This window comes from Corynebacterium sp. MSK073 (assembly GCF_030232085.1).
Classification (GTDB): domain Bacteria; phylum Actinomycetota; class Actinomycetes; order Mycobacteriales; family Mycobacteriaceae; genus Corynebacterium.
The window spans coordinates 209539-228306 of sequence record NZ_JASPIY010000002.1 but is presented as its reverse complement, the minus strand read 5'-3'; the positions used below and the strand labels follow the sequence as shown (position 1 = coordinate 228306).

The 18768-nt window shown below is 60.8% G+C and carries 15 protein-coding genes and 1 tRNA gene; 6 read left to right on the top strand and 10 right to left on the bottom strand.

What is annotated here, in order from left to right:
* Positions 1 to 236: 236 nt before the first annotated feature.
* Both QP970_RS11690 and QP970_RS02275 read left to right on the top strand, forming a co-directional pair.
* The gene (locus QP970_RS11690) at positions 237 to 434 is read left to right on the top strand and encodes a hypothetical protein (protein WP_023023857.1); all 198 of its coding nucleotides are present in this window, start codon (positions 237 to 239) and stop codon (positions 432 to 434) included.
* A complete protein-coding gene (locus QP970_RS02275) occupies positions 400 to 3003 on the top strand; it encodes an ExeM/NucH family extracellular endonuclease (RefSeq protein ID WP_350309405.1) in 2604 nt (867 codons plus the stop codon). The genes QP970_RS11690 and QP970_RS02275 overlap by 35 nt, the downstream gene beginning before the upstream one ends.
* A 6-nt stretch (positions 3004 to 3009) precedes the next feature.
* On the opposite strand, the gene QP970_RS02270 is transcribed toward QP970_RS02275, so the two are convergent.
* The 6 genes from QP970_RS02270 to purD form a co-directional block, all read right to left on the bottom strand.
* Complete coding sequence (locus QP970_RS02270; protein WP_023023861.1) at positions 3010 to 3243, bottom strand: helix-turn-helix domain-containing protein; 234 nt, start codon at positions 3241 to 3243, stop codon at positions 3010 to 3012.
* A 27-nt stretch (positions 3244 to 3270) separates the two neighbouring features.
* Positions 3271 to 3954 carry a DUF2334 domain-containing protein gene (locus QP970_RS02265; RefSeq protein ID WP_023023862.1) on the bottom strand — a complete coding sequence of 228 codons (684 nt, stop codon included), beginning with the start codon at positions 3952 to 3954 and terminating at the stop codon, positions 3271 to 3273.
* 89 nt (positions 3955 to 4043) lie between these two features.
* Positions 4044 to 6167: a S9 family peptidase gene (locus QP970_RS02260; RefSeq protein ID WP_023023864.1), complete on the bottom strand. Its 2124-nt coding sequence runs from the start codon at positions 6165 to 6167 to the stop codon at positions 4044 to 4046.
* Between the two features lie 106 nt (positions 6168 to 6273).
* Positions 6274 to 7167 carry a phosphoribosylaminoimidazolesuccinocarboxamide synthase gene (locus QP970_RS02255; RefSeq protein WP_198010514.1) on the bottom strand — a complete coding sequence of 298 codons (894 nt, stop codon included), beginning with the start codon at positions 7165 to 7167 and terminating at the stop codon, positions 6274 to 6276.
* 53 nt (positions 7168 to 7220) lie between these two features.
* Positions 7221 to 8660 (bottom strand): adenylosuccinate lyase, encoded by a 1440-nt coding sequence (purB, locus tag QP970_RS02250; protein WP_284869494.1) that lies wholly within the window; start codon positions 8658 to 8660, stop codon positions 7221 to 7223.
* A 33-nt stretch (positions 8661 to 8693) separates the two neighbouring features.
* Positions 8694 to 9968 (bottom strand): phosphoribosylamine--glycine ligase, encoded by a 1275-nt coding sequence (gene purD, locus QP970_RS02245; RefSeq protein WP_034659601.1) that lies wholly within the window; start codon positions 9966 to 9968, stop codon positions 8694 to 8696.
* A 34-nt stretch (positions 9969 to 10002) separates the two neighbouring features.
* Between purD and QP970_RS02240 the strand changes: the two genes are divergently transcribed.
* Complete coding sequence (locus QP970_RS02240) at positions 10003 to 10431, top strand: HIT family protein (RefSeq protein WP_023023872.1); 429 nt, start codon at positions 10003 to 10005, stop codon at positions 10429 to 10431.
* On the opposite strand, the gene QP970_RS02235 is transcribed toward QP970_RS02240, so the two are convergent.
* From QP970_RS02235 to QP970_RS02225, 3 genes are all read right to left on the bottom strand, one after another.
* On the bottom strand, positions 10428 to 11957 hold the full coding sequence (locus tag QP970_RS02235) for a sensor histidine kinase (protein WP_023023874.1): 1530 nt from the start codon (positions 11955 to 11957) through the stop codon (positions 10428 to 10430). The two genes, QP970_RS02240 and QP970_RS02235, sit on opposite strands and share 4 nt — an antisense overlap.
* Positions 11958 to 11971: 14 nt before the next feature.
* Complete coding sequence (locus QP970_RS02230; RefSeq protein WP_005279568.1) at positions 11972 to 12676, bottom strand: response regulator transcription factor; 705 nt, start codon at positions 12674 to 12676, stop codon at positions 11972 to 11974.
* A 216-nt stretch (positions 12677 to 12892) separates the two neighbouring features.
* On the bottom strand, positions 12893 to 14638 hold the full coding sequence (locus QP970_RS02225) for a pyruvate dehydrogenase (RefSeq protein ID WP_284771747.1): 1746 nt from the start codon (positions 14636 to 14638) through the stop codon (positions 12893 to 12895).
* A gap of 159 nt (positions 14639 to 14797) precedes the next feature.
* On the opposite strand from QP970_RS02225, the gene QP970_RS02220 reads away from it, so the two are divergent.
* Positions 14798 to 16321 (top strand): MFS transporter, encoded by a 1524-nt coding sequence (locus QP970_RS02220; RefSeq protein WP_284869476.1) that lies wholly within the window; start codon positions 14798 to 14800, stop codon positions 16319 to 16321.
* A 68-nt stretch (positions 16322 to 16389) separates the two neighbouring features.
* On the opposite strand, the gene QP970_RS02215 is transcribed toward QP970_RS02220, so the two are convergent.
* Positions 16390 to 16462 (bottom strand) — tRNA-Thr (locus tag QP970_RS02215).
* A 152-nt stretch (positions 16463 to 16614) separates the two neighbouring features.
* Between QP970_RS02215 and thrE the strand changes: the two genes are divergently transcribed.
* Together thrE and QP970_RS02205 are read left to right on the top strand one after the other, a co-directional pair.
* Positions 16615 to 18345: a threonine/serine exporter ThrE gene (thrE, locus tag QP970_RS02210; RefSeq protein WP_239268378.1), complete on the top strand. Its 1731-nt coding sequence runs from the start codon at positions 16615 to 16617 to the stop codon at positions 18343 to 18345.
* A 62-nt stretch (positions 18346 to 18407) separates the two neighbouring features.
* Positions 18408 to 18764, top strand: coding sequence for a hypothetical protein (locus QP970_RS02205; protein WP_284853866.1), 357 nt, complete (start codon positions 18408 to 18410; stop codon positions 18762 to 18764).
* Positions 18765 to 18768 lie beyond the last annotated feature (4 nt).

The following is an 18768-nucleotide window of genomic DNA, read 5'->3' as shown; positions in this document are numbered from 1 at the left end:
CCTTACTGTATGGGGCTTAGGTCTGCCCGATTCAGTGTAGTCATACCCCCGCCCAATCCCTAGATATACCCCCACTGCAGGGTTTTCACCCCGGTAATGCAAACTCCGCGTAAATTACGACCAACAGGAAAACGAATTTTGCGCGGCACCCAGGTTTCACCGCCTGCTCGCGCACACCCCACCGATTGCGACCCTGGGTACACCGATTGTTCAGCGAGTAAAAATAAAAGGCGTCCATGACAACTTTCTCTATGATTAAGGTGACTTCTATGGCTCTTCGCCGCCTTGGCAGGGTAGCCCTCGCTGCCAGTTTCTCCACCCTCTCCCTATCCGTCGCGGTGCCTACCGCCTTGGCCGCCCCGGATAATTCCACCGCGGTCATCTCTGAGGTCTACGGCGGTGGCGGAAATAAGGGGTGCGAGCTTTTCCAATGATTTCATCGAGCTTTATAACCCCACCGATGCTGCAATCGATCTCACCGGCTGGTCCGTGGAGTACTTCGCCTCCAACGGCAGTAGCGGCGGCAAGATAACCCTGTCTGGCACCATTGCTCCCCACGGTTACTACCTGGTGCAGGGTGCGGCCGGCAATGGTCAGGCCCAGGCTCTTCCCACCCCGGATGCGCAAGGCAAGGTCAATATGTCCGGCACGAAGGGCTCGGTGCAGCTTGCCGATGCCACCGGCAACACCATTGACCTAGTAGGTTACGGCGCCGCCTCCAAGTCTGAAGGAGCTGCCACCGGCTCGCTGTCTAATGACACCTCTGCTTCCCGCAACGCGGCGGGCGCCGATACCGATGACAACTCCGCAGACTTCACCATCGGTGCACCGTCTCCTACCAACTCTGGCAACGAGTCCCCGGCCCCGCAGCCGGGTGGCTCCGATAATTCCGCAGGTTCTGAGAATCTTCCCGCGCCCGAAGGCATAACCCCGATTGCGGAAATCCAAGGCCCCGGCGATACCTCCCCGCTCGAGGGCCAAAACGTTGCTACCCAGGGCGTTGTCACCGGCGTGTGGAGCGAGGGCGGGCTCAACGGCTTTACCATCCAGACCGGCGGCACCGGCAAAGAAGCCACCGATGCCTCCCAGGCGCTATTTGTCCACATGGGTAAAAAGGGCGCCGATAAATACCCCAGCATCGGTGATTCCGTAGAGGTCACCGGCCAGGTTTCCGAGTATTACGGCGCCACCCAGGTCAGCGCTTCTTCCCTCAAGCAGCTCGATACCGCGCTGGAGGAGGTCACCCCGCTCGCCGTGGATGAGCTGCCCCAGGGCGACAGCGCCCGCGAGTCCTTTGAGCACATGCTCATCCAGCCCGGCACGCACACCGTGACCAATAACTACTCGCTCAACCAATACGGCGAGGTCGGCCTCGCCCCGGGCGATGAGGCCTTCCGCCAGCCTTCCGATGTCCACTCCCCTTCCACCGACCCCAATTCCGATCTGCAAAAACTGGCCAAGGACAACGCGGAAAAGCTCGTTACCTTAGATGATGGCCGCACCCGCGATTATTTAAGGACCGATAAGGACACCCCACTGCCCTATATCGCCCAAGATGGCGGCAAGACCATCAAGTCCCTGCGCACCACCGATACCGTGGAATTCCAGCACCCAGTCATCGTGGGCTACTCCCACGATCAGTGGCGCTTCCAGCCCACCGAGCCGGTCACAGGTGAGACCGCCGGCACCGATCTCCCCATCTCCTGGGAAGAATCCCGCGATGCGGAGCTGCACGCCGTTGATGACGTCAAGGGCGAATACACCATCGGCGCCTTCAACGTGCTGAATTACTTCACCTCCCTGGGCGAGGAATTCGGCGGCAGCGCCTATACCGACCGCGAAGGAAATAAGGTCACCGTCAACCGCGGCAAGACCCGCGGCGCCTATACCGAATCCGCCTTAAAGGACCAAGAGCGCAAGATCGTCGCCGCCATCAATGGCCTCGATGCCGATGTCATCGGCCTTTCCGAAATCGAAGATGGCTACGCCGTCACCGGGGACTTTAACCAGCGCGATAAGGCACTGAAACGCCTGACCGAAAAACTCAACGAGGCCGCGGGCTCCGAGAAGTGGGCCTTCGTGCCCTCCCCGTCCAAGGAACAGGTCCCTGAGCACCCCGATGTCATCCGCACTGCGTTCATTTATCACAAGGACGTGGTCAAGCCCGTGGGCGAATCCCGCATCTTCCAGGATCCGCGCTTTTCCGGCACCGCCCGCGAGCCGCTGGCCCAGGAATTCCAGCCGCTCAATAGCGATGACGAGTCCTTCGTCGCCGTGGCCAACCACTTCAAGTCCAAGGGCTCGGTGGCCAAGGGCGACGAGGATTCCGGCGATGGCCAGGGCAATAACCCCAACGTCCGCAATGCCCAAGCCCAGGCCGTGCTCGATGCCCTGCACAAGCAGGACGATTGGAAAGATAAGCCGCTTTTCGCTCTGGGTGATTTCAATACCTACACCCATGAAACCGCGCTCGATGTCTTCCGCAATGATGGCTTTACCGTGCCTGCCGAAAAGTACGGCGCCGATACCTCCTACCAGTTCGGCGGCCTGCTCGGCACCTTGGACCACGTCCTAGCCAATGAGGTTGCTTCGGGCGCGCTTGACGATGCCCAAGTGTGGAACATCAACGCCGACGAGCCCGTCGCCTTTGAGTACTCCCGCCGCAACTACAACGCCGTAGATTTCTACGACGATTCCCCCTTCCGTGCCTCTGACCACGACCCCGTCAAGGTCGGCTTCACGCTCGGCGAGGATGAATCCACCGACGACGGCGATCAGGGCAACGATGCCAACCAGGACGACAACACCGATGGCCCAGGCTTCGGGTTCGGCTCTAGCTCCTGGGGCACCGGCGCCATTATCGGCTTTGCCATCCTGGCCGGCCTGCTCGCTATCCCCGGCTTCATGGCGGCCACCGGCAACCTGCAGAAGATCATCCCCGCTGGTATCTGGGGCATGCTCCCCCAGCAGGCGAAGGACTTCATCAACGGCCTGAGCAAGTAGGAGCGCCTACTCGTATAAGCCCATCTCGTCAGAAAGCACCGCGAGCTCGTCTGCAGCAGCACGCTGCTCAAGGTCTCTCTGGCGTTTATAGCCCTGCACGCTGGAGGCATACAGATGCCGGTGGGCGTATTCTGTATGTCCCTCCAGGGCTCCTTCGTCCATGAGCTCGATGACTCGCGGCCGAGAGACATTCAGAAGGTCTGCCGCCTGTTGCGTTGTTAGTTCATCTGTTCGTTTCATGTGATCTACTATGAGGCCTCCACCGGACTAACGCGGCAGGTAAATGCTGTAATCAGCGGGAGTAGCGCCCGCGTCGAGGGCGCGGCGGGCTGCCTTTACAAAGTCCTTGATGACCTTGCGGTCATCTAGGTTGCGGGCGGAGACGGAAAGACGCACGGTATTGCCGCGCTCGGCGGAGCGCTCGGCCGCGCGGATGATGTTTTTACGCCACCACTTGGCGGAACCGAAGCCCTCACCAAAAGAAAGGTTGCGGGCTTGGTGGAATTTGCCGGTGGGCACCTCCAGGATGCCGCGGGTAGAAGCCGCCGCCTCAAAGGGGAATTTGGGCAGGACCTGCAACGTTCCGGGAGACATGCGCCAGCGCGGGGGCGCGAAGATGGTAGGTTCGAAACCAATCTGCGCCATCTGCCGGGTCGCACCGGCTAGGCGCAGCTTCGCCTCATGCGAATTGAGGTTGGCAAACTCCGCGCGGCGGCCTTGGACTGCCTGGTCAAAACCATTGAGGATAAGCGGACGGCCCGCGGCCGCCTGATCCTTCAGCCACTGTTGAGTGTCCTTGTCCTTGGCCAGGTGCCAATTGCCATCAATGTGCGGGGCGATGAGCAGGGAGACGGGAATTTCCTCCCGGTCCAGAACCGACAGGAAGCTTGTAGCCTGCTTCCGAGTGTCCTCAAAAATACTGGAGATAGAAACCAGAAGGTGGCTAGTCATAGCTCAAATTATCGCACAGTACCGCCAGATCCGCGCGCTGGCCAGAACGCAGGCCAGGGTGCCGGCCAGCGCGTGACCGTGCTGCGCGGTTATTCCGTAAGACCGGTGGCCTTATTGATGGTCCAGGCGTATTCGAAGGCGTTTTGGCGCCACTTATCGTAGCGGCCGGATACGCCACCATGCCCGGCGGCCATTTCCGTCTTGAGCAGGAACTCGCCGCCGGTGGCGGTAGCGCGCAGCTGCGCAATCCACTTCGCCGGTTCCACATACAGCACGCGGGTATCATTCAGCGAGGTGATAGCCAAGATGTCCGGATAGTCCTTGGCCTCAACATTCTCGTAGGGAGAGTAGGACTTCATGTAGTCGTAGTATTCCGGATCGTGGTACGGATCGCCCCACTCTTCCCACTCGGGAACGGTAAGGGGAAGCTCTGGCATGAGCATCGAGGTCAGCGGGTCCACGAAGGGGACCACGGCTTGGATAGCGGTAAAGCGGTCAGGTGCCATATTCGCCACGGCGCCCATGAGCATGCCGCCGGCGGATCCACCTTCGGCCACCATTTGGTCCGGGGTGGTCACGCGGCGCTCGATGAGGTCATCAGCCACAGCGATGAAATCGGTGAAGGTGTTTTTCTTCTGCAGCATCTTGCCGTCGTCGTACCACTGACGGCCCATCTCGCCGCCGCCGCGCACGTGGGCAACCGCATAAATCATGCCGCGGTCCATGAGCGATAGCCGGGTCGCGGAGAAGTACGGGTCCATGCTGGCCTCGTAGGAGCCGTAGCCATACAGCAGCGTCGGATTGGGTTTGGTGCGGTCCAAGTCAGAACGGTGCACCACGGAGACTGGGATCTTGGTGCCATCGCTGGCGGTCGACCAGATGCGGTAGGCCACGTAATCATCCGGAACATAGCCGCCGGGGACTTCCTGTTCCTTTAGCAGCGTGTACTCGCCGGTATCCACGCGGTAATCAAAAAGCTGCGCGGGCTGGATATAGGACACGTAGTTCACGCGGACTACCGGCGCGTCCCATTCCGGGTTGCCGTCCACGGCGACGGTAAAGAGTTCCTCGTTGAAGTTGAGTTCTTCGAATTCCCCGAAGTCATCGCCAACGCGCATGATGGCGGCGCGGCCGATGCCACCGCGGCGGTAGCCCACCACCATGTGGTCGCGGTAGGTGTCCACGCCCTCGATTCGGGTGGTGTCATCGTGTGCCAAAAGCTCCGGCAGTTCGCGCAGGGCGGGAAGATCCTCATCGACCTTGGCATAGCCCACCGCGAAGTTCGGGCCGGTGGCATTGTGGGTGACAATCCAGTAGTCTTCGCCGCCCACCACGGCATGGTCTACGTCGTAGTCAACGCCGGTCTCGCGCGTCCACAGCGGGCGGAATTCGCCTTCTGGGTTGTCCGTATCTAGCACCCAGGCTTCCGAGGTAATCTTCGACCCCACCCCAATGAAGAGGTATTTATCGGAGCGGGCACTGCCGATGCCCACGTTAAAGTGCTCATCCTCCTCATGGAAGACGCGCACATCCGCGGATTGCTCGGTGCCTACCTTATGGCGCCACACCGCATCCGGGCGCCAGGCATCATCCACCGTGGAGTAAAAGATATAGCCGTCGCCTGCCCAGGTAGCGCCGTAGAAAATGCCGGTGAGGTGATCGTCCAGCAGCTCTCCGGTATCGAGGTCCTTAATGGACAGTTCAAAGCGCTCATCGCCAGCGAAGTCCACGGAATAGGCCAAGTAGCGGCCGGAATCTGAGATGGAGGCCGCACCAAGGGCGAAGAAGTCCCTTCCCTCTGCCAGGGCATTGGCGTCCAAGATAATTTCTTCGCCTTCTGGGCTTCCTTCTTCCGGAATCACCGGTGCGGTCCAGGGATCGCTGCCTTCTTCTACCGGGATGCGGCAGGAATAGCCGTAGTTCTTGCCCTCCTCGGAGCGGCCGTAGTACCAGTACTTACCGCGGCGGGCTGGCACGGACATATCGGTTTGTTTAATGCGGGATTTAATCTCTTGGAAGATATTCTCCGTCATCGCATCCAAGTGCCCGGTATGCGCCGCCGTGTAATCGTTTTCGGCATTGAGGTAATCCAGGGTTTCCTGCGATTGCTTATCGCGTAGCCACTCGTAATTATCCACGAATTCGCGGCCGTGAAATTCGCGCTTTACGGGGTGGACTGGGGCTACCGGTGCGGTCGTCTTTTCATCACTCATGCCCTACCACTGTACGCGTCACCGGTTATGCCCCAGCGGCGGGCAACAGCCGTGGGCAACCAGCTAACGCGCGGTTGCCCTATCCGGCCTAGACCGGCCTGGGCGGCTAGGAACGCGGCGCAAGGAAGTCCGCGAAGCGCTCACCCGATAGCTTTTCGTAGGCCTCGATATAGCGCAGGCGGGTGGCGGAAACGACGTCATCGGGAAGCGCGGGCGGGGTGGTCTCAGAGGACTTATCCCAGCCGGAGGCATCAGAAGTCAGCCAATCGCGCACGTACTGCTTATCAAAGGAGGGCTGGACCTCGCCTTCCACGTAGGAATCTGCGGGCCAGTAGCGGGAGGAATCGGGGGTGAGGACTTCATCGGCAAGCACGAGCGTGCCATCCGCATCGAGGCCGAACTCGAATTTGGTATCGGCCAAGATGATGCCCTTCTCCTCCGCCAGCTGGGCTGCCTTGGCGTAAATGCGCAAGGTAGCCGCGCGTAGCTCCTCGGAGCGCTCGCGGCCGAGCTTATCTGCCACGTGTTCGAAAGAGACGTTCTCATCGTGATCGCCCTGCTCCGCCTTCGTAGCAGGGGTGAAAATGGGTTCGGGCAGGCGGGAGGCCTCGACAAGGCCTGCGGGCAGCTCGATGCCACAGACGGTGCCGTCTGCCTGGTATTCCTTCAAGCCGGAGCCGGTAAGGAAACCGCGCGCCACGCACTCGAAGGGCAGCATGTCTAGCTTCTTGACCACCATGGCGCGACCCAAGCATTCTTCCGGAATGCGCTCATCATCGAGGGGCCCGGCGAGGTGGTTGGGAAAGTCGATGGCATCGAAGAAGAACTTCGAGGTAGCCGTGAGAACTCGGCCCTTATCAGGGATGGCCGGTTCCAAGGCAAAGTCGTAGGCGGAGATGCGGTCAGAGACCACCATCAGCAGGGTGGTGTCATCCACATCGTAAATATCGCGGACTTTACCGGAGGCTACATGGGTATAAGAAGAAAGCTCAGGACGCATGGTCTTCATCATAACGCGCGGGCGTGCGCGGGAACGTAAGCCCGCGCACAGCGCTAAAGGATTTCGCCCGGTGTATAAGCCGCGGCCTTGGGGTGCTCGCCCACAAGGGCCTTGATGCGGTTTAGGACCTGGGAGACTTGGGATTCGGCGGCGCCGATGAAGGCGTGCTTATCCTCGAGGACCCTTTCGAGCTCGGCCTCGTCCATGGGCAGGCGGTCATCTGCGGCAAGGCGCTGGACCAAGTCCTGGTTGCCGCCGTTTTCGCGCATATTCAGGGCCACGGCCACGGCGTTTTCCTTGATGACCTCGTGGGCGGTCTCGCGGCCCACCCCGGCGCGCACCGCCGCCATGAGGATGCGGGTGGTGGCGAGGAAGGGCAGGTAGCGCTCCAGCTCGCGGTCGATCATGGCGGGGAAGGCTCCGAATTCATCGAGCACGGTAAGGAAGGTTTCGAATTGGCCGTCGATGGCAAAGAAGGCATCGGGAAGCGCCACGCGTCGCACCACCGAGCAGGAGACATCGCCCTCGTTCCACTGGCTGCCGGCGAGGTCTGCGGCCATGGTGAGGTAGCCACGCAGGATGACCTGCAGGCCGGTCACGCGCTCGCAGGAGCGGGCGTTCATCTTATGCGGCATGGCGGACGAGCCCACCTGGCCTTCCTTGAAGCCCTCGGTGACGGTCTCGTTGCCGGCCATCAGGCGGATGGTGGTGGCAAGCGATGCCGGGGCGGTGCCCAGGGAGACGAGGCAGGAGATGGCATCGAAATCCAGCGAGCGCGGGTACACCTGGCCCACGGAGTTGAAGATGCGGCGGAAGCCCAGGTAATCCGCAATATTGGTCTCTAGGGAGGCGAGCTTATCCTCGGAACCGTCCATGAGATCCAGCATGTCCTGCGAGGTACCCATGGGGCCCTTGATGCCGCGCAGCGGGTAGTGCGACAGCAGGTCTTCCACGCGCTCGATGGCCAGCAGCATTTCATCGCCGGCGGTGGCAAAGCGCTTGCCCAGCGTGGTGGCCTGCGCGGCCACGTTGTGCGAGCGCCCGGCCATGACCAGGGATTGGTACTCGGCGGCGTGGCGGCCGATGCGCGAGACCACGGCGATGGCCTTATCCCGGATGATTTCCAGCGAGGTGTGGATCTGCAGCTGCTCCACGTTCTCGGTGAGATCGCGGCTGGTCATGCCCTTGTGGATGTGCTCGTAGCCGGCCAGCGCATTGAATTCTTCGATGCGGGCCTTCACATCGTGGCGGGTGACGCGCTCGCGCTCAGCAATGGATTCGAGGTTCACGTCCTCGATAACGGCTTCATACGCGCTAATGGCCTTGGCGGGGATGTCCACGCCCAGGTTCTTCTGGGCGTGCATCACGGCGATCCACAGCTTGCGCTCGAGGATGATTTTATGCTCCGCGCTCCAAATATTGGCAAGCTCCGCAGAAGCATAACGGGAGGACAGGACGTTGGGGATATTCTTCTTCTCAGCCACGTGGCTTATTATTCCATGCCTGCCCTCCCCCGTGGCTACTTGCTAGATAGAAATTTCACCGGCTGCCGCACGCTTGCCGATGTCCCCACGGACAAACCCTCCCGCAAATTCAATGCCCTGAGCGGTGGCGTAGGCATTCTCGCGCGCGGCATCTAGCGTGTCTCCCTTGCCCAGCACGTTGAGCACGCGGCCACCATTGCTTTGGAATACCCCATTGGAGCGTTTCGTGCCGGCGTGCAGCACGCGCTCTGGATCCTCGAGGCCCTCGCCCGTGATGGCATCGCCCTTGCGGGGCGAGGCGGGGTATCCCTCGGCTGCCATGACCACGGTGATGGCATAGCCATCTTCCCACTGAAGGGGCTCGAGTTCTGCCAGCGTGCCGGTGGCAGTGGCGTTGAGCGCTTGCGCCAGCGGGGACTGTAGGAGCGAGAGCACCGCTTGGGTTTCTGGGTCACCAAAGCGACAGTTAAATTCCACCACCGCTGGGCCCTCGTCGCCCCAAGCTAGCCCGGCATAGAGCAGGCCGGAATAGGGGGTGCCGCGGCGCACCATTTCCTTGGCAACCGGGGTACATACCTCGTCGACGATGCGCTGCACGTCGTCCTTGCCCAGCCACGGCAGCGGTGTGTACGCGCCCATGCCGCCGGTATTGGGGCCTTCGTCGTTATCGTAGGCGCGCTTGTGGTCCTGGGCGGGCAACAGCGGCACGACGGTCTCGCCATCGACAAGGCAAAATAGCGATACCTCGGGGCCGTCGAGGAACGATTCCAAGAGCACCGGATTGCCGGCGCCTAAGACCGCATCTACATGCGCGCGGGCGGCGGCGCGCTCGCCGGTGACTACCACGCCCTTGCCACCTGCCAGCCCATCATCTTTGACCACGAACTGCGGGCCAAAATTATCCAGCGCGGCCTCAATATCGGTATCGCTAGCGCCTGGGCGCAGCTGCTCCGCGCGGGCCGTCTTGACCCCAGCGGCTTCCATGACTTCCTTGGCAAAGGCCTTGGAGCCTTCAATTTGGGCCGCGTCCTTATTCGGCCCAAAGACGGCGATGCCTGCTGCGCGCAGCGCATCCGCCACGCCGGCGACCAGCGGCACCTCAGGGCCGATGACCACGAGCTCGGCAGCGATCTCCCGGGCCAGTTCCACCATGCGTTCTGGATCATCTACCTGGGAGTATTCCGGGTGCAGGGTAGCCAGCGGTTCCATGGCCGCGCTGCCGGGCGCGACGTGGATCTCCGTAGCCTGTGGATCAGCGTGCAGTCCTTTCACGAGGGCGTGTTCACGGCCGCCCGAGCCAATTACGAGAATGCGCATGCCCACTATCATAGCTGGGGGTAGCCTGGCAGCTATGGCTTCTGTATTTAGCAAAATCATCACTGGTGACCTACCCGCCCGCTTTGTCTACCGCGATAAGACCTGCGTGGCATTTCTCTCCATCGAGCCGCTGCGCTACGGCCACACCCTGGTCGTGCCCGTAGAGGAAGTGGATAAGTGGACCGACCTGGATCCGCAGACCTGGGCGCACCTGAACGAGGTGGCCCTGGAAATCGGTGAGGCCATCAAGAACGCGTACGACACCCCGCGCACCGGTTACGTCATCGCCGGCTTCGATGTGCCGCACACCCACATCCACCTCTTCCCCACCGAGAAGATGGAAGAGTACGACTTTTCCAAGGCCTATGCCGCCGAGGACACCGACGATGCCGCCATGGATGAGGCGGCCGCGCGCATCCGCCAGCACCTAGGCACCAACGAGGATGGCTACCGCGAGGACTAATCCTCTGGTTCCTCCAGCGCGGGCAGGCGCACCGTAAAGGTGGTGCCCTGGCCCAACTTGGAGTCCACGCTGATGCTGCCGCCGTGCTGTTCCACCAAGGAATGCACGATGGCAAGGCCCAAACCGGATCCGCCGGTATCGCGCGTGCGCGAGGAATCCGCGCGGTAGAAGCGCTCGAAGATGTGGGCGGCGTCCTCGGACGACATTCCCTTGCCGTCATCGATGACATCCACAAGGATGTCCTTGTTGTCGCGGCGCAACTGCAGGGTGACCGTGGCATCCTCGCCGCCGTGGCGCAGCCCATTGGTAATCAAGTTGAGCAGAACTTGGTGGAGGCGGTCTGCATCGCCATTGACCACGGGGATGGACTGCGCATTATTGACCACCTTGACCTCGCGCTCGGGGAAGGCAGCGCGCGCGGACGATCCCACCGAAAGGGAAAGTTCCAGAAGGTCCACCGGCCGCAGGTCTAGACGCGTTCCTTCCGCGCGGGTAAGCGCAAGCAGATCCTCTACCAGCAGCGACATGCGCTTGGATTCCTTATCGATCTTGGAAAAGACCAGATCGACATCGTTTGTCGCCCCGGAGCGATAGAGCTCCGTGTAACCGCGCAGGCTGGTCAGCGGGGTGCGCAGTTCGTGGGAGGCATCGCCGACAAAGCGGCGCATCTGTTCCTCTTTTTCCTGCGCCGTAACGACCGAGCGCTGCAGGTGGCCCAGCATGATATTGAGCGCGGCGGCCAATTGGCCAACCTCCGTATGCAGCGGCCATTCAGGCACGCGCTTGTCCAGATCGCCGGCTGCGATTTCCGATGCCGTCGATTCCACCACCCGCAGCGGCCGCAACGCCCTACGGATAAACCAGAAGCCCACGCCGGCCATGGCTGCCAAGGCAATCGCTGCAATGGATACCTGCACCATGGCAAGGCCGTGCAGGATCTCCTTTTCATGGGTCATGTCCTTGGCAATGACGGTGATAACGCCATTGGAATCCGCAAAGGCCAGCGCGCGCCACTTGGTGTTATTTTCAATCGAGCCCACCGTCGTGGGGTACCCGCCCAAGGGAACGCCCTCCACGTCCGGGGTGGTGGACGTGGGCCCCGAATAGCGAATGGTGCCATCCGGAAGGTAATTGAGCACCACGTATTCCGTGGGCGGGCGCTTGGTGTGATCACCTAAAAAGAAGTCATTGCCCACATCGCGTGCCCAGGAAGACGACGCTGAGCGCAGTTCGCTATCGACGTTGTTATACAGCACGTTGCGCATGATCGAGTTCACGGCAAAGGACGAACCCGTCAACCCGAGGCCGGAGATGACCACGAGGAGAACCACAAGCCAGGTGCGCAGGGGCATCGCCTGCGGAATCTGCTTGATGTAGTCGCGCTTGGAGCGCTTCTTTTTCTTTCCCTGCCCCTGCTGTGGCAGCTGATCCAGCTGCTCATGCCACTTCTTTGGCGGCTGCTGCGGCTGCTGGGGCTGGGACTGCGCGGTCCTTCCCGCAGCGGGGTTCTCCTGTGAATCTGCCATTATAAAACGTCAGTTTAGGATCGCGGGGTGCGCAGCACATAGCCAACGCCGCGCACGGTGTGGATAAGCTGCGTATCGCCGGTATCGATCTTGCGGCGCAGGTAAGAAATATAGGATTCCACGACGTTGCCATCGCCGCCGAAGTCATAGTGCCAGACGTTGTCCAGGATCTTGGACTTGGAGAGCACCACTTCCTTGTTTTGCATGAGGTAGCGCAGGAGGTTGAATTCCGTGGGAGAAAGCTCAATGAGCTCGCCGCCCTTGGTGACCTCGTGGGTATCGTCATTCAAGGTCAGATCGGCATAGCTCATGGTGGCGTCGTTAGAAGACTCCTCGGCGGCACCGCCGCGGCGCATGATCACGCGCAGGCGGGTGATGACCTCTTCGAGGCTAAAGGGTTTGGTGACGTAATCATCTGCGCCGATGGTCAGGCCGTGAATGCGCTGATCCACGCCGTCCTTGGCGGTCAGGTACAGCACTGGGCCATCCAGGCCTTCCTGGCGCAGCTTGCCCAAGAGCTCAAAACCGTCCATCCCCGGCATCATGACGTCCAAAATGTAGGCATCCGGGTTGACCTCGCGCGCCACGCGCAGGGCCTCATTGCCCGAGTTGGCGCTGTAGACCTCAAAATTTTGGAACTTCAACGATACCGTCAAAAGCTCCACGATATTCGGCTCGTCATCAACGACGAGGACTTTGGCAAGTTTATTGTCTTCCATGCGTCCTGTAGCTCCTATTACTTCCTGTCATCTGCACACCTGCGTGCGTGCAAGCTTCACTAAACCATCATGGCAAACCCAGTTTCTAGCCTACTGATAAGTTTCTGACTGAAACCTGTGAAAGCAAAAAAGCCACGCTTCCCCTTCCCAACCGTGGAACGGAATCCGCGGTAAGAAAAAGGAAGCGTGGCTAGCGCGCTATTTGGCAGTTATAGCTTAGAAGTCCTGCGGGCGCGGGATATTGCGCAGGTTGGACTTGGCCATGGACAGCATGGAGCCCACGCCGCCGCCGAAGACGGTGCGGGTAGCGGCCTTGGAGAAGCCCAGGAGCTGATCGAAGGTCAGCGTCGGTGGCAGGGACAGGGCGTTGGGGTCAGTGACGACATCGATAAGCGCAGGGCCGTTATAAGCCAAGGCCTTCTTGATCTGCTTCGGAGCCTGCTTCGGATCCTCGATTCGGAAGGTCTTGATGCCGGCGGCTTCTGCGATCTTGGAAAAGTCCACGGACTCGTGGTCGGTCTCGTGCTCTGGGATGCCGCCTACCAGCATCTCCAGCTTGACCATGCCCAGCGAGGAGTTATTGAACACGAACATCTTGACCGGCAGCTGGTGCAGCTTGACCGTCAGCAGCTCGCCCATGAGCATGGACAGCCCGCCGTCGCCAGAGAAGGTAATGACTTGGCGGCCAGGATTAGCCTGCTGCGCGCCGATGGCCTGCGGCAGGGCGTTTGCCATGGTGCCGTGGCGGAAGGAGCCGATCTGCTCGCGCTTGCCATTCGGGGTGATGTAGCGCGCGCCCCAAACGTTGCACATGCCGGTATCGACGGTGAAGATGGCGTCATCGTCGGCCTCTTGGTCAATGAGATCCGCAATGTACTCGGGGTGGATCGGGGTGTGCTTTTCCACGTTGGAGGTATAAGCCTCCACGACGTGCTCCAGCTTGTCGTAGTGCTTCTTCAGCATCTTATCCAAGAAGGAGCGGTCCTTCTTCTCCTCCACGTGCGGCAGGATGTTGTCGATGGTGGCGGCAACGTCACCGGTCACGGGGTAGGAGATCTTGGTGCGGCGGCCGATATGGGCACCGTTGATATCCACCTGTGCCACATTGCCCTTAGGCAGGAAGTCGTTATATGGGAAGTCCGTGCCCAAGAGGATCAGCAGGTCTGCCTCATGGGTGGCCTCATGCGCGGCGCCGTAACCCAAAAGGCCGGACATGCCCACGTCAAACGGGTTATCGTACTGGATGTACATCTTGCCGCCGAGCGCGTGACCGATGGGGGCCTTGACCTTTTCCGCCAGCTGCAGCACCTGCTCACGGGCATTTTTCGCGCCGGCGCCGACAAAGAAGGCGACGGACTCGGCTTCATTGATGGCCTGGGTCAGCGCTGCGGCCTCGGCCGGGTCCGGGTAGACCACGGGGCGGCCGGAGGAGATCTTGGATTCTACGAAGGTGTCATCATCAACCTCTTCGGTAGAAACGTCGCCAGGGATAACCAGCACGGACACGCCGTTGCCGGCCATGGTGGACTGGATGGCGTGGTGGAGCACTACCCCGCCCTGGTCACCGGACATGACCATTTCGCAGTAACCGGAGCACTCCTGGAAGATCTGCTCTGGGTGCGTTTCCTGGAAGAAGTGGGAACCAATCTGGCGGGAAGGAATGTGCGATGCCAGGGCCAGCACCTTGGCGCCATTGCGGTTGGCATCATAAAGGCCCTGGATGAGGTGGGTATTGCCCGGGCCACAGGAGGCCGCGCAAACGGCCAGCTTGCCGGTGGTCAGCGAGTCCGCCTCGGCGGCAAAGGCCGCTGCTTCCTCATTGCGCACGTGGATCCACTCGATGGAGGAGCGGCGCACCGCGTCCACGATCGGGTTGAGGGAGTCTCCCACGAGGCCATAAATGTGCTCGACGCCCTGCTTTTCTAGCGTCTCAACAAGTTGTTCTGCGTAATTGCGTGCCATTAAACATCATCCTTAACTCTTTAACTGTTCTAGTACCACTGTGCTACTAAACGTGCAGGAAAGTCCAGCAATTCCTGCATACTCACACCACCGGCCTATCTGTGAGGAAGGCAATACTAACCTGAATTATCACACACTGATTCGCTACGGTTTCTAGCGATGAGCATCGAGTCACCTGATACTGCCACTAAGCCCCCGCACCGCGCGGCCGCGGCGCCCTCCACCCCAGCACAGCGGTGGTCCTTCTTTGCCGTGGTGTCCTTGGGGCTGCTCATGGTGGGCCTGGATAATTCCATCCTTTATACGGCACTGCCTCAGCTAACGCAGCAGCTGCACGCGACAGACATGCAGCAATTGTGGATCATCAATGCCTATACGCTGGTTTTATCGGGCTTGCTCCTCGGTACCGGCACGTTGGGCGATCGCATTGGCCACCGCCTGATGTTCCTCATTGGCCTGGCCACCTTTGGCACCGCCTCCCTCGTTGCGGCTTATTCGCCCAATGCCTGGTTGCTCATCGCCGGGCGGGCTTTATTGGGCTTGGGCGCTGCCATCATGCTGCCTTCTACCCTGGCGCTTATCCGCCTGACCTTCCCCAATGAGGTAGAGCGCAATAAAGCCATCGGTATCTGGAGTTCTGTCGCCGTCGTGGGCGCTGCCGCTGGGCCCACCGTGGGCGGATTCCTCCTAGAGCATTTCTGGTGGGGCTCCGTCTTTTTGATCAACGTGCCCATCGTGGCCCTCGCCATCATCCTTACCTTCCTCCTTGGCCCACCCAACCTGCCGAATCCGCACAAGCACTGGGATTTCCCCTCCTCGTTCTATGCGCTTATCACCCTGTCCAGCCTGGTCCTAGCTATTAAGACGGCGGCGGCCACCCAGATCAATGTCGCGCTGCTGGTCTGTTCCATTGCCGCTTTCTTACTCGGCGCCGCAGCCTTTGCCCACCGGCAAAGCCGGCTTAATGATCCGCTTTTGACCTTTGACATCTTCCACTCACCCACTTTTACCGGCGGCGTGCTTACCGCCGGTGGCGCCATGTTTGGCCTTACGGGGCTTGAACTGCTTACCACCCAAAAGCTCCAGCTTGTCGATGCCCTCTCGCCCCTCGACGCCGGCCTTTTCATCTCCGCCATGGCGGTTGCGGCCATCCCCACCGCCATTGTGGGCGGCACCATCTTGCACCGCGTGGGCTTTTTGCCCATCATCAGCGGCGGTTTCCTGAGCATGTCCATCGGCATGCTGGGCATCATCTGGGCCGACCGCGCCGATAACCTCGCGGTATTTATTACCGGCCTCATCCTTACCGGCTTAGGTGCTGGCTCCTCGATGTCTGTTTCTTCCACCGCCATCATCAATGCCGCCCCGTCCCACCGGGCGGGCATGGCCTCTGGCGTCGAAGCCGTCTCCTACGAATTCGGCACGCTGCTTTCCATCGCCATAACCGGCTCCCTCGTGCCGCTACTGATGACGCACAAGCTTCCCGATGCCCTCGCCCCGCAAGGCACCGACGCACTCCTATCACCCGCCACGCACGACACCGCCGCGGCGGCGTATGATTCCGCGTATTTCCTCACCGTCGGCGGGCTTGCCTGCACCACCTTCATCTTCGCGGCACTAACCGCCTGGTGCTTCCGCGATAACCCGAAGTCTGGGGCGCTGTCTGCGCAAAGTAGCGGGTAAATAGCCACCTGGCTGACTTGTAAACTTTTACCCCCTAACTGTTTGTGCAGCTAGGGGGTAGTTTTTTGAGCTGGAGACGAGACTTGAACTCGCAACCTACGCATTACAAGTGCGTTGCGCTACCAATTGCGCCACTCCAGCACCGCGGAATTTCTTCCGCTCGTTGCATGGTACCCGAGGACCTCGCCCAAGTGGAAAGCTGGTCCCCCTTGTATGCATTTGCGCCCCACAAGGGTTAGAGTTCAGGCTGAAATTATTACTAGTGTCCCACCGCTTTTTCGAGGGTTATTTTCGTGTCACTACTGTCCGCTATGCGGGAGCGCCTGCGCGCATCTGCAGGCCAAGTCGCCATCATTGACGCGGCCAAAGCCGCACCCCCACCATCACCACTCGCCCCGGTCGATCTGACCGATGCCGCCCAGGTCACGGGCGTGATGGAGATTGCCGCGCGCATCGGCGAGCTGCTCATTAGCGCAGGATCCGCCAACTCGGATGCCCGCGCGCAGGTCCACCTGGCGGCGTCGTCGTATGGCCTGCACTACTGCCACGTGGATATTTTGATGAATACCATCACCATCCACACCGCGATTGGCACGGGCGATAAGCGCCAGAACCTCCACGTCTTTCGCGTGGTGCCGGATGTGGGCGTGAACTTTTCCAAGCTTTCGGAAGTAGACCGCCTCATCCGCGATATCCACTCCGGTAGGGTGCCGCCCGCCATGGCGGAAAAGCGCCTGGATGACATCGACCGCATGCCAGCGCCCTATAAGCCGTCCACGGTGATGCTTGGCTGGGGCGGCATGGGTGGCCTGATTTCCATGATGCTCGGCGGCGATCTCCTCGTCGGCCTCGTTGCCTTCGTGGTTTCCGCGCTGATTATGGGGCTTAATGATTGGTTGGCCAATTACCGCCTGCCGCCCTTTTATCAAAACGTCGTCGGCGGCTTCTTGGCCGTCTTCCCAGCAGCGATTTTGTATAACGTAGCCGCCGCCTTTGGCATTAGCATGTCGCCGGCGCAGATTATTGCGTCCGGAATCATCGTGCTGGTGGCGGGGCTGACGTTGGTGCAATCGCTTGTCGATGGCATCACCCGCTCCCCCGTAACCTCTTCCGCGCGTTTTTTCTCCGCGCTGTTATCAACGGGCGCGATCATCGCCGGCGTGGGTGTGGGCATCCAGCTTGCCTCCGCCATGGGCTTTGACCTGCCCCCAATGGGTACCTTGGCGCCGCCGGTCTATCACAAGATTCCCCTCTTGGTGCTGCTCGGCGGCACGGGTTCGGCCGCCTTCGCGCTGGCCTGCGGTGCTAATTGGATAGAAATTACCCTCTCAGGCCTCACGGCGGCCGCCGGTATGGTCTTCTACTACTTCGTGGTCGTGCCCTTCGGCGTCGGCCCGGTGATTGCCTCGGGCCTATCCGCCATCGTGGTGGGCCTAGCCGGCGGTTTGATGTCGCGCCGGTGGGGCATCCCGCCGCTCATTACGATGATCGTGGGCTATACGCCCATGCTGCCAGGCCTCATGCTGTACCGCGGCATGTATGCCTCCATCAACGAGCAGATGATTACCGGCTTTACCAACCTGGCTACCGCGCTGGCCATCTCCGGCGCGCTAGCAGCCGGCGTCGTTTTTGGCGAGCGCGTCGCGCGCCGCCTGCGCCGCCCGAAGTACTTCCGCCCGTACTCCGCTTTCAAGCGCATCGGCCGGTTCTCCTTCCACAAGGCAACTCACCTGGCTCGCAAGGCCCCGCGCATCCCGCGCGTGCCGATGTCCCCCTTTGCCCCACGCGTCAACCGCCCCGAATTGCCGCCCACGCTGGGGCCAAAGCCACCGCAACACGCGCAGGCTCAGCAGCACGCGCCGGGGACCACTCCGGCGGAAGATTTGTGGCCGGCAGATTCCCAGTGGCCGGCCCAGCCGCAAGAAACTGAGCGCACCACCTATACGGTGCCCGGCCAGAAATCACCCGCGCCGGAGGAATCCGATCACACCAAGCCCGACGGGGAGGAACCCGAGGAGCCCTAAACGCCGCCGGTAGCGTACAATATTTAGCCTGATAGCTTTCCCAACATTCAGGAGGACTCGCCGTGCCACCCAAGGTCCAAGACACGCACCCACAGGCAGAACAAGATATTGCCCTGGCAGAGGAAACCGCCCGCGCCGCCCGCCGCGTGGTGGCCACCTACTCCCAAGATTTCTTGGATGGCGTGACCTTGATGTCCATGCTGGGTGTCGAGCCCAAGGGCTTGGTGCACAAGAAGGTGCTGGCGGAACAAGCCGATACCGCGCCGAAGAAATCCACGAAGAAGGCCACCAAGAAGTCGACGTCCAAGGCATCGAAGAAGTCCACTAAAAAGTCGACGAAGAAGACCACCAAGGCGGCCAAAAAGTCCACCAAGAAGTCGACAAAGAAAGCAACAAAGAAGTCGACCAAGAAGTCTTAAGCTA